Source organism: Bacteroides sp. AM32-11AC, assembly GCF_003603515.1.
In the GTDB taxonomy this organism is placed as follows: Bacteria; Bacteroidota; Bacteroidia; order Bacteroidales; family Bacteroidaceae; genus Bacteroides; species Bacteroides uniformis.
In genome coordinates this window covers 51,400-63,668 of record NZ_QTNH01000001.1, presented here as the reverse complement: position 1 = coordinate 63,668, position 12,269 = coordinate 51,400, and the positions used below count along the sequence as shown (strand labels likewise).

Sequence of the window (12,269 nt, the reverse complement as noted above, 5' to 3'; positions counted from 1 at the left end):
GCTGTAGTATTCTTCATTAATGTTTATATATATAAATCAATTAGAAAATGGCTAAAGAAGTTGCTGGACTAATCAAATTACAGATTAAAGGAGGCGCGGCAAATCCATCACCCCCAGTAGGACCTGCATTGGGTTCCAAGGGTATCAATATCATGGAGTTTTGCAAGCAATTCAACGCCAGAACCCAAGACAAAGCAGGAAAGATTCTTCCTGTGATTATCACTTACTACGCAGACAAGTCTTTCGATTTTGTAATCAAGACTCCTCCCGTGGCTATCCAGTTGTTGGAAGTGACGAAGCAAAAGAGTGGTTCTGCTGAGCCTAACCGTAAGAAAGTTGCCGAGATTACTTGGGAACAGGTTCGTACGATTGCTCAGGACAAAATGGTTGACTTGAACTGTTTCACTGTAGAAGCTGCCATGAAAATGGTTGCCGGTACAGCTAGAAGTATGGGTATCGCTGTAAAAGGGGAGTTCCCGGTTAATAATTAATAAACTTCAATTAGAATGGGTAAACTGACAAAAAATCAAAAGTTGGCTGCAGAAAAAATTGAAGCAGGGAAAGCATACTCTCTCAAGGAAGCTGCTCAGTTGGTAAAGGAAATCACTTATACCAAGTTTGACGCTTCTCTGGATATCGACGTACGTTTGGGCGTTGACCCGCGTAAGGCCAACCAGATGGTGAGAGGTGTTGTATCACTTCCTCACGGTACTGGTAAGGTAGTACGCGTTTTGGTGCTTTGTACACCAGATGCTGAAGCTGCTGCAAAAGAAGCCGGAGCTGACTATGTTGGTCTTGACGAATATATTGAAAAGATCAAAGGTGGATGGACTGATATTGATGTGATTATCACTATGCCGTCCATCATGGGTAAGATTGGTGCACTCGGTCGTGTGCTCGGTCCTCGTGGATTGATGCCTAACCCCAAGAGTGGCACTGTAACTATGGATGTTGCTAAAGCTGTAAGAGAAGTAAAACAAGGCAAAATCGACTTTAAGGTTGACAAGAGCGGTATTGTTCATACTTCTATCGGTAAAGTTTCATTTAGCGCTGAGCAAATTCGCGACAATGCGAAAGAATTCATCTCTACTTTGAATAAATTGAAACCGACTGCAGCCAAGGGTACATATATTAAGAGTATTTATCTTTCTAGCACGATGAGTGCGGGCATCAAGATTGACCCGAAAACAGTAGAAGAAATCTAATAAAACGGAGTAATAATGAGAAAGGAAGATAAAAGTACGATTATTGAGCAGATTGCTGCTACAGTGAAGGAATACGGTCACTTCTATTTGGTGGATACCACTGCCATGAATGCTGCTACAACCAGCATGTTGAGAAGAGAATGTTTCAAGGCTGACATCAAATTGATGGTAGTTAAGAATACATTGCTTCACAAGGCATTGGAGAGCCTGGAAGAAGACTTTTCTCCGCTTTATGGTTCTCTGAAAGGTACAACTGCCGTAATGTTCAGCAACGTTGCTAACGCTCCGGCCAAGTTGATTAAAGATAAGGCTAAGAACGGTATTCCCGGACTGAAGGCTGCATATGCAGAAGAAAGCTTCTATGTTGGTGCTGACCAGTTGGATGCTCTCGTAAGTATCAAGAGTAAGAATGAAGTTATTGCCGATATCGTTGCATTGCTGCAGTCACCGGCCAAGAATGTTATTTCTGCTCTGCAATCAGGTGGTAACACCCTCCACGGAGTTCTCAAGACTCTTGGTGAACGTCCCGAAGCGTAAATTTCGGAAAAAGAATTATATCAATTTATTTAGTATTTAAACAATTAAAAATCATACAAAAATGGCAGATTTGAAAGCTTTTGCAGAACAATTAGTTAACTTGACAGTAAAAGAAGTTAATGAACTTGCAACAATCTTGAAAGAAGAATATGGTATTGAACCTGCTGCTGCAGCTGTAGCTGTTGCTGCTGGTCCTGCAGCCGGTGGTGCTGCTGCCGCAGAAGAAAAGACTTCTTTCGACGTAGTATTGAAGAGCGCTGGCTCAGCTAAACTTCAGGTAGTTAAAGCCGTTAAGGAAGCTTGCGGTCTTGGCTTGAAGGAAGCTAAGGACATGGTAGACGGTGCTCCTAGCGTAGTAAAAGAAGGTTTGGCTAAGGACGAAGCAGAATCATTGAAGAAAACATTGGAAGAAGCTGGAGCTGAAGTTGAACTTAAATAACATTAGCCTGTAAATCAGGTAATTCGGTTAGGAACCCTTCGTGAAAAGGGTTCTTAACCTTTTTGTGTATATATTTAAAATTAAGTTCTACAAATCCATTAACAGATGTCTTCAAATACTGTAAATCAAAGAGTTAATTTTGCTTCGACTAAGAATCCGCTTGAATATCCGGATTTTCTGGAAGTACAATTGAAGTCATTCAAAGACTTTCTACAACTGGACACCCCACCCGAGAAACGTAAGAACGAGGGACTGTATAAAGTATTTGCTGAAAACTTCCCCATTGCCGATACAAGAAATAATTTTGTTCTTGAGTTTTTGGACTACTATATTGATCCGCCGCGCTATACCATTGATGAATGTATAGAGCGAGGGCTTACATATAGCGTGCCTTTGAAGGCAAAATTGAAATTATATTGTACCGACCCCGACCACGAAGATTTTGACACGGTCATTCAGGACGTGTTCCTCGGTCCTATTCCTTACATGACGGATAAGGCAACATTCGTCATCAACGGTGCGGAACGTGTGGTTGTATCCCAGCTTCACCGTTCACCGGGCGTATTCTTCGGACAGAGCGTACATGCCAACGGTACCAAGTTGTACTCAGCCCGTATCATCCCGTTCAAGGGTTCGTGGATTGAGTTTGCCACCGACATCAACAACGTCATGTATGCGTACATTGACCGTAAGAAGAAATTGCCGGTTACCACTTTGCTGAGAGCCATCGGATTTGAGAATGACAAGGACATTCTCGAGATTTTTAATTTGGCGGAAGACGTGAAGGTGAACAAGACGAACCTCAAGAAGATGGTGGGACGTAAGTTGGCCGCACGTGTGTTGAAAACATGGATTGAGGATTTTGTAGACGAAGATACCGGTGAAGTTGTTTCCATCGAGCGTAACGAAGTCGTTATTGACCGTGAAACTGTAATCGAGCCGGAACATGTTGACATTATATTAGAGTCGGGCGTTCAGAATATCCTCGTACACAAGGAAGAACCGAACCAGTCTGACTATTCTATCATATATAATACTCTGCAGAAGGATCCGAGTAACTCGGAAAAAGAAGCTGTACTCTACATCTACCGCCAGTTGCGTAATGCAGACCCTGCCGATGATGCCAGTGCACGCGAGGTTATCAATAACCTGTTCTTCTCAGAGAAGAGATATGACCTGGGTGATGTAGGCCGTTATCGTATCAACAGAAAGTTGAACTTGACGACCGATATGGACGTGCGTGTCCTTACCAAGGAAGATATTATCGAAATTATCAAATATCTCATCGAGTTGATTAACTCGAAAGCGGATGTGGACGATATCGACCACTTGAGCAACCGTCGTGTGCGTACAGTGGGCGAACAGTTGTCCAATCAGTTTGCCATCGGTCTGGCACGTATGTCGCGTACTATCCGCGAGCGTATGAACGTCCGTGACAATGAAGTCTTTACTCCGATTGACCTGATTAACGCCAAGACAATCTCTTCCGTTATCAATTCATTCTTTGGAACGAATGCTTTGTCACAGTTCATGGACCAGACCAACCCGCTGGCCGAGATTACTCACAAGCGCCGTATGTCTGCCCTGGGTCCCGGCGGTCTGTCACGCGAGCGTGCAGGCTTCGAGGTTCGTGACGTACACTATACTCACTACGGACGTCTTTGTCCTATCGAGACTCCTGAAGGTCCGAACATCGGTTTGATTTCTTCACTCTGTGTGTTCGCGAAAATCAACGAGCTTGGCTTCATTGAAACTCCGTACCGCAAGGTGGCAGAGGGTAAGGTTGATCTTTCTGACGAAGGTTTGGTTTACCTCACCGCAGAAGAAGAGGAAGCCAAGATTATTGCTCAGGGTAATGCTCCTTTGAACGATGACGGTACTTTTGTACGTGATAAAGTAAAATCCCGTCAGGATGCCGACTATCCGGTGGTTCCTCCTTCCGAGGTGGAATTGATGGACGTATCTCCCCAGCAGATTGCTTCTATTGCGGCTTCTTTGATTCCGTTCTTGGAGCATGATGACGCCAACCGTGCATTGATGGGATCAAACATGATGCGCCAGGCTGTTCCTTTATTGAAGAGCGAAGCTCCGATTGTAGGTACCGGTATCGAACGCCAGCTGGCACGCGATTCCCGTACGCAGATTACTGCCGAGGGTGACGGTGTGGTTGAATTCGTGGATGCAACGACTATCCGTATTCTGTACGACCGTACGGAGGAGGAAGAGTTCGTAAGCTTCGAGCCTGCATTGAAAGAATATAATATCCCGAAGTGGCGCCGTACCAACCAGAACATGACGATTGACCTCCGTCCGATTTGCGAGAAGGGTCAGCGCGTGACTGCAGGTCAAATCCTGACGGAAGGTTATTCAACCGAAGACGGAGAGCTTGCACTGGGTAAGAACCTGCTGGTTGCTTACATGCCGTGGAAGGGCTATAACTATGAGGATGCTATCGTACTGAACGAACGTGTGGTTCGTGAGGATCTTTTGACCTCTGTACACGTAGAAGAATATTCTTTGGAAGTTCGTGAAACGAAGCGTGGTATGGAAGAGTTGACCTCTGACATTCCTAACGTAAGTGAGGAAGCGACTAAAGACCTTGACGAAAACGGTATTGTTCGTGTGGGTGCCCGCATCGAACCGGGTGATATCCTTATCGGTAAGATTACTCCGAAGGGTGAATCGGATCCTTCTCCGGAAGAGAAACTGCTCCGTGCCATCTTCGGTGACAAGGCCGGTGATGTGAAGGATGCTTCTTTGAAAGCCTCTCCTTCTTTGAAGGGTGTTGTTATCGGTAAGCGTCTGTTCTCCCGTGTTGTCAAGACCCGCAGCTCCAAGCTGGCCGACAAGGCTCTGTTACCGAAGATTGACGATGAGTTCGACGCTAAGATTGGTGACCTCAAGAAAGTGTTGATAAACAAGCTGTTGAAGCTTACAGAAAATTATACATCGGAAGGTGTGAAGGATTACATGGGTGCCGACATTATTTCCAAAGGCGCCAGATTCTCTGCTTCCGACTTCAGCGATTTGGACTTCACCGCTGTTCAGTTGAGCAACTGGACGAAGGATGAACATACCAACGGACTGATTCGTGCATTGGTGATGAACTTCATCAAGAAGTACAAGGAACTCGATGCCGAGCTGAAACGCAAGAAGTTCGCCATCACTATCGGTGACGAGTTGCCCGCAGGTATCATTCAGATGGCCAAGGTATACATTGCCAAGAAACGTAAGATTGGTGTCGGTGACAAGATGGCCGGTCGTCACGGTAACAAGGGTATTGTTTCCCGTGTGGTACGCCAGGAAGACATGCCGTTCCTTGCTGACGGTACTCCGGTAGACATCGTGCTGAATCCGTTGGGTGTGCCTTCACGTATGAACATCGGTCAGATATTCGAGGCCGTTCTCGGGCGTGCCGGAAAAAACCTGGGCGTGAAGTTTGCCACTCCTATCTTTGACGGTGCATCTTTGGACGATTTGAACGAATGGACCGATAAGGCCGGCTTGCCTCGCTACGGCAAGACAACGCTGTATGATGGTGGTACCGGTGAAGCATTCGAGCAGCAGGCTACGGTAGGTGTGACTTACATGCTGAAGCTCGGTCACATGGTTGAAGACAAGATGCACGCACGTTCCATCGGTCCGTACTCACTCATTACGCAACAGCCGTTGGGTGGTAAGGCACAGTTCGGTGGTCAGCGTTTTGGAGAAATGGAAGTTTGGGCACTCGAAGCGTTCGGTGCCGCACACATTCTGCAGGAAATCCTGACTATCAAGTCTGATGACGTTGTAGGACGTTCCAAGGCTTATGAAGCAATCGTGAAGGGTGAACCGATGCCTGCTCCGGGTATCCCCGAGTCACTGAACGTATTGCTGCACGAGTTGAGAGGTTTGGGCTTGAGCATCAACTTAGAATAATGGATAATTGATAATTGAGAGTGGATAATGCAAGTTACCATTCTCAATTATCGGTTTTCAGTTTTTCAATTTCAATTTTCCATTGTCAATTATCAATTAAATAAATTTATGGCTTTTAGAAAAGATAACAAGATAAAGAGTAATTTCTCGAAAATCTCTATCGGTTTGGCTTCTCCTGAGGAAATCCTTGAGAATTCGAGTGGTGAAGTTTTAAAGCCTGAAACCATCAACTATCGTACGTATAAGCCCGAACGCGACGGATTGTTCTGCGAGCGCATCTTTGGTCCTATCAAGGATTACGAGTGCCATTGCGGTAAGTACAAGCGTATCCGTTACAAAGGCATCGTCTGCGACCGTTGTGGTGTGGAAGTGACTGAAAAGAAAGTGCGCCGTGAGCGTATGGGACACATCCAGCTCGTTGTGCCCGTGGCTCACATCTGGTACTTCCGTTCACTTCCCAACAAAATCGGTTACTTGTTGGGCTTGCCCACCAAGAAGCTGGATGCCATTATCTATTACGAGCGTTATGTTGTCATTCAGCCGGGTGTACTGTCCGATGAAGTGGCACAGTATGACTTGCTTGAAGAAGGAGAATACCTGGACTTGCTGGAAAAGTTGCCGAAAGACAACCAGTTCCTCGAAGATTCAGATCCCAATAAGTTCATTGCCAAGATGGGCGCGGAAGCTATCTACGATTTGCTGTCACGCCTCGACCTTGACTCTTTGTCTTACGAACTGCGTAACCGTGCCGGAAGCGATGCTTCACAGCAACGCAAGACCGAAGCTCTGAAACGTCTTCAGGTAGTTGAGTCGTTCCGTGCATCACGCGGACGCAACAAGCCCGAGTGGATGATTGTACGCATTGTACCGGTTATTCCGCCCGAACTTCGTCCGTTGGTCCCATTGGATGGCGGCCGTTTCGCAACTTCTGACTTGAATGACCTTTACCGTCGTGTCATCATCCGTAACAACCGTCTGAAGAGATTGATTGAAATCAAGGCTCCTGAAGTGATTTTGCGTAATGAAAAACGTATGTTGCAGGAAGCTGTCGACTCTCTGTTTGATAACTCCCGTAAATCGAGTGCAGTGAAGACCGACGCTAACCGTCCGTTGAAGTCACTTTCCGACAGTTTGAAGGGTAAGCAAGGACGTTTCCGTCAGAACTTGTTGGGTAAGCGTGTCGACTATTCCGCACGTTCTGTAATCGTTGTAGGTCCGGAGCTGAAGATGGGCGAATGCGGTATCCCTAAACTGATGGCAGCCGAGCTTTACAAGCCGTTCATCATTCGTAAGCTCATTGAGCGTGGTATCGTGAAGACGGTAAAGAGCGCCAAGAAGATTGTAGACCGCAAGGAACCCGTTATCTGGGATATTTTGGAACACGTGATGAAGGGGCATCCGGTGCTGTTGAACCGTGCCCCGACACTTCACCGTCTGGGTATCCAGGCATTCCAGCCTAAAATGATTGAAGGTAAGGCAATCCAGCTGCACCCGTTGGCATGTACGGCGTTCAATGCCGACTTCGACGGTGACCAGATGGCCGTGCACTTGCCGTTGAGCAACGAAGCGATTCTGGAAGCACAGATGCTAATGCTCCAGTCACACAATATATTGAACCCTGCCAACGGTGCTCCTATCACTGTGCCTGCTCAGGATATGGTACTTGGTCTGTACTATATTACGAAGCTGCGCAAGGGTGCCAAGGGTGAAGGCCTGACATTCTACGGTCCTGAGGAAGCGCTGATTGCCTACAATGAAGGTAAGTGCGACATCCATGCTCCGGTAAGCGTAATAGTGAAAGACGTTGACGAGAATGGTAACATTGTGGACAAGATGATGCACGATACCTCCGTGGGCCGTGTCATTGTCAACGAAATTGTTCCGGCAGAAGCAGGATATATCAATACGATTATCTCCAAGAAGTCACTCCGAGACATCATCAGTCACGTAATCAAGGTGTGCGGTGTTGCCAAGGCAGCCGACTTCCTCGACGGAATCAAGAACCTCGGTTATTACATGGCCTTCAAGGGTGGTTTGTCGTTCAACTTGGGCGATATCATTATCCCGGAAGAGAAGGAAGCATTAGTACAGAAAGGTTATGATGAAGTAGAGCAGGTAATCAATAACTATAACATGGGTTTCATCACGAACAACGAGCGTTACAACCAGGTAATCGATATCTGGACGCACGTGAACTCTGAGTTGTCCAACATCCTGATGAAAACCATTTCAAGCGACGACCAGGGTTTCAACTCTGTATACATGATGCTGGATTCCGGTGCCCGTGGTTCTAAGGAACAGATTCGTCAGCTCTCCGGTATGCGTGGTTTGATGGCGAAGCCCCAGAAAGCAGGTGCCGAAGGCGGTCAGATTATCGAAAACCCGATTCTTTCTAACTTTAAGGAAGGTCTGTCCGTGTTGGAGTACTTTATCTCTACCCACGGTGCCCGTAAGGGTCTTGCCGATACCGCTTTGAAGACGGCCGATGCCGGATACCTGACCCGTCGTCTGGTTGACGTATCGCATGATGTGATTATTAATGAAGAAGACTGCGGCACGCTCCGCGGATTGGTTTGTACGGCACTGAAGAACAATGATGAAACCATTGCCACTCTGTATGAACGTATCCTGGGTCGTGTATCCGTACATGATATTGTTCATCCTACAACCGGCGAACTGATTGTGGCCGGCGGTGAGGAAATTACCGAGGACATTGCACAACGCATTGAAGACTCTCCAATCGAGAGCGTTGAAATCCGTTCTGTATTGACCTGCGAATCCAAGAAAGGTGTTTGTGCCAAGTGTTACGGACGTAACCTGGCTTCCAGCCGTATGGTTCAGAAGGGCGAGGCAGTCGGCGTAATCGCTGCACAGTCTATCGGTGAGCCGGGTACACAGTTGACACTGCGTACATTCCATGCCGGTGGTACGGCAGCCAATATTGCTGCCAACGCAAGCATCGTGGCCAAGAATCCTGCCCGTCTGGAATTCGAAGAACTCCGTACGGTAGACGTTATCGACGAAGCAGGCGAACCGGCAAAGGTAGTGGTAGGCCGTTTGGCCGAAGTGCGTTTCGTGGATGTCAACACGGGTATTGTGCTTTCCACTCATAATGTACCCTACGGTTCTACGCTCTATGCAGCCGATGGTGAAATGGTAGAGAAAGGCAAGATGATTGCCCGTTGGGACCCGTTCAACGCGGTTATCATTACCGAAGCTACCGGTAAGATTGAATTTGAAGGTGTTATTGAAAACGTGACTTATAAGGTAGAGTCTGATGAATCTACCGGTTTGCGCGAAATCATCATCATTGAGTCTAAGGATAAGACGAAGGTGCCTACCGCACACATCATGACAGAAGACGGCGAACTGATCCGTACATACAACTTGCCAGTAGGTGGCCACGTAGTGGTTGAAGACGGTCAGAAGGTAAAGGCCGGTGAAGTTATCGTGAAGATTCCGCGTGCCGTAGGTAAAGCGGGTGATATCACGGGTGGTCTTCCCCGTGTCACTGAGTTGTTCGAGGCACGTAACCCGTCTAATCCCGCTGTGGTTTCAGAAATCGACGGTGAGGTTACCATGGGTAAGGTGAAACGCGGTAATCGCGAAATCATCGTTACTTCCAAGACCGGTGAAGTGAAGAAGTACCTCGTACCGTTGTCCAAGCAGATTCTGGTTCAGGAGAACGACTATGTACGCGCCGGTACTCCGTTGTCTGACGGTGCTATCACACCTGCGGACATCCTGGCTATCAAAGGTCCTACGGCCGTGCAGGAATATATTGTGAACGAGGTTCAGGACGTTTACCGTCTGCAGGGTGTGAAGATTAATGATAAGCACTTTGAAATCATCGTTCGTCAGATGATGCGCAAGGTGGAAATCGACGAGCCAGGTGATACCCGCTTCCTGGAACAGCAAGTTGTTGACAAGATGGAATTCATGGAAGAGAATGACCGTATCTGGGGAAAGAAGGTGGTAGTGGATGCTGGAGATTCCCAGAGTCTGCAGGCTGGCCAGATTGTGACGGCCCGCAAGCTGCGTGACGAGAACTCCATGTTGAAACGCCGCGACTTGAAACCCGTGGAAGTGCGCGACGCTGTACCTGCGACTTCTACTCAGATTCTTCAAGGTATCACCCGTGCTGCATTGCAGACTTCAAGCTTCATGTCGGCTGCTTCCTTCCAGGAAACGACGAAGGTACTGAACGAGGCTGCCATCAACGGAAAGGTGGACCGTCTGGAAGGTATGAAGGAGAACGTAATTTGCGGTCACCTGATTCCTGCCGGTACCGGACAACGCGAGTTCGAGAAGATTATCGTTGGCTCCAAAGAAGAGTACGACCGTATGCTTGCCAACAAGAAGACGGTACTTGATTATGCTGTAGACGAGAAAGTAGAGGGATAGCCTTACAACGTCAATATAATTCTATAAAATAGAGAGGGAATATCCTATAAGAAGGAGTATTCCCTCTCTGTTTTATCTTTGCCTCTTCCTTCTGTACTGCAATGCTTCTGTATGTTTGTTACAGTGCTACTGCAAAACGGTTGCAGTGGCTTGCTCCTTTTTCAGAACGGATTATTATGTGTCTTTTTGAACTTAAATGTATATCATCCGAAAAAAAAGAGTACTTTTGGTCTATCTTTTAAGAACATTTTAAAAACAATTGTGCAACATGGAAAATCAAGAAAACAACAACGGTCAACTCCAGATAGAATTGAAGGAAGAAGTGGCGCAAGGTACATATGCCAATTTGGCTATTATAACTCATTCCAGTTCGGAATTTATTCTCGACTTTATCCGCGTGATGCCTGGAATGCCAAAGGCTGGCGTGCAATCGCGCATAGTTTTGGCACCCGAACATGCCAAGCGTTTGCTGCGTGCACTCGAAGAGAATATTGGGAAATATGAACGCGCTTTCGGACTGATTCGCATGCCGGACGAACAAACATTTCCGCCTCTTCCCAACATCAAGGGTGAAGCGTAAAATCAAAAAAAAACTTGTAGTGCATTGATTATTCAAAACTTATTAGTATCTTTGCAGCCCAAAAGTGTATAGTTTTGAATTAATATAAACAATAATATATAACTAAAAACAATTAAAATGCCTACAATTCAGCAATTAGTAAGAAAAGGACGCGAAGTGCTGGTGGAGAAATCAAAGTCTCCAGCCTTGGACTCTTGTCCTCAAAGACGTGGCGTTTGCGTGAGAGTGTATACAACCACTCCGAAGAAGCCGAATTCAGCTATGCGTAAAGTAGCTCGTGTACGTTTGACCAATGGTAAAGAGGTGAACTCTTATATTCCGGGAGAAGGTCACAACTTGCAGGAACACTCTATCGTGTTGGTACGTGGTGGTCGTGTAAAAGACCTTCCGGGTGTGCGTTATCACATCGTACGTGGTACTTTGGATACTGCAGGTGTTGCAGGTCGTACACAAAGACGTTCCAAATACGGCGCAAAACGTCCGAAACCGGGTCAAGCAGCTCCTGCTAAGAAGAAATAATCTGGTGGCCTGATTCCCAAAATAGGAAAATTTAAAGTAATAACTTACGTTTTAGTTTGTTGGAAATGCTAAAGGTTGAGTAAATTCTCCGGAGGGAGAGTTGAAGAAGACAGAAGTAAACAACCAAGAACGAAAAACATTATTCTTTCAGACAAATGAGAAAAGCAAAACCAAAAAAACGCGTTATCCTTCCGGATCCCGTGTTCAATGATGTAAAAGTTTCCAAGTTCGTGAATCACTTGATGTACGATGGAAAGAAGAACACTTCTTATGAAATCTTCTATGCTGCGTTGGAAACAGTGAAGAACAAAATGCAGAACGAAGAGAAATCCGCTCTTGAAATCTGGAAAAAAGCTCTGGATAATGTGACTCCTCAAGTGGAAGTTAAGTCTCGCCGTGTGGGTGGTGCTACTTTCCAGGTTCCTACAGAAATCCGTGCTGACCGTAAGGAATCAATTTCCATGAAGAACTTGATTATCTTTGCACGTAAGCGTGGCGGTAAATCAATGGCTGATAAGCTGGCTGCCGAAATCATGGATGCTTTCAATGAACAGGGCGGTGCTTACAAACGTAAAGAAGATATGCATAGAATGGCAGAAGCTAACCGTGCATTTGCTCATTTCAGATTCTAATACTATAAGAGACTAACCAATTAGAAGATTAAAAA

The 12,269-nt window shown here is 46.3% G+C and carries 9 protein-coding genes; all 9 read left to right on the top strand.

Annotated features, from left to right (window positions below):
• The first annotated feature begins 47 nt into the window (after positions 1 to 47).
• The 9 genes from rplK (at position 48) to rpsG (ending at position 12,234) form a co-directional block, all read left to right on the top strand.
• Positions 48 to 491: a 50S ribosomal protein L11 gene (gene rplK / locus DW800_RS00355; RefSeq protein ID WP_005825722.1), complete on the top strand. Its 444-nt coding sequence runs from the start codon at positions 48 to 50 to the stop codon at positions 489 to 491.
• Between the two features lie 15 nt (positions 492 to 506).
• The gene (gene rplA, locus DW800_RS00350; protein ID WP_005825721.1) at positions 507 to 1,205 is read left to right on the top strand and encodes a 50S ribosomal protein L1; all 699 of its coding nucleotides are present in this window, start codon (positions 507 to 509) and stop codon (positions 1,203 to 1,205) included.
• Positions 1,206 to 1,220: 15 nt separating this feature from the next.
• Positions 1,221 to 1,742 (top strand): 50S ribosomal protein L10, encoded by a 522-nt coding sequence (gene rplJ, locus DW800_RS00345; RefSeq protein ID WP_005825719.1) that lies wholly within the window; start codon positions 1,221 to 1,223, stop codon positions 1,740 to 1,742.
• Positions 1,743 to 1,803: 61 nt separating this feature from the next.
• Positions 1,804 to 2,181, top strand: coding sequence for a 50S ribosomal protein L7/L12 (gene rplL, locus DW800_RS00340; RefSeq protein WP_004291279.1), 378 nt, complete (start codon positions 1,804 to 1,806; stop codon positions 2,179 to 2,181).
• A 105-nt stretch (positions 2,182 to 2,286) separates the two neighbouring features.
• Positions 2,287 to 6,099, top strand: coding sequence for a DNA-directed RNA polymerase subunit beta (gene rpoB, locus DW800_RS00335; RefSeq protein ID WP_005825717.1), 3,813 nt, complete (start codon positions 2,287 to 2,289; stop codon positions 6,097 to 6,099).
• Positions 6,100 to 6,207: 108 nt separating this feature from the next.
• The gene (gene rpoC, locus DW800_RS00330) at positions 6,208 to 10,503 is read left to right on the top strand and encodes a DNA-directed RNA polymerase subunit beta' (protein ID WP_008661873.1); all 4,296 of its coding nucleotides are present in this window, start codon (positions 6,208 to 6,210) and stop codon (positions 10,501 to 10,503) included.
• 268 nt (positions 10,504 to 10,771) lie between these two features.
• On the top strand, positions 10,772 to 11,083 hold the full coding sequence (locus DW800_RS00325; protein ID WP_005825714.1) for a DUF3467 domain-containing protein: 312 nt from the start codon (positions 10,772 to 10,774) through the stop codon (positions 11,081 to 11,083).
• A gap of 117 nt (positions 11,084 to 11,200) precedes the next feature.
• On the top strand, positions 11,201 to 11,602 hold the full coding sequence (rpsL, locus tag DW800_RS00320; RefSeq protein ID WP_005825712.1) for a 30S ribosomal protein S12: 402 nt from the start codon (positions 11,201 to 11,203) through the stop codon (positions 11,600 to 11,602).
• 155 nt (positions 11,603 to 11,757) lie between these two features.
• A complete protein-coding gene (gene rpsG, locus DW800_RS00315; protein ID WP_005825710.1) occupies positions 11,758 to 12,234 on the top strand; it encodes a 30S ribosomal protein S7 in 477 nt (158 codons plus the stop codon).
• The last annotated feature ends 35 nt before the right edge of the window (positions 12,235 to 12,269 follow it).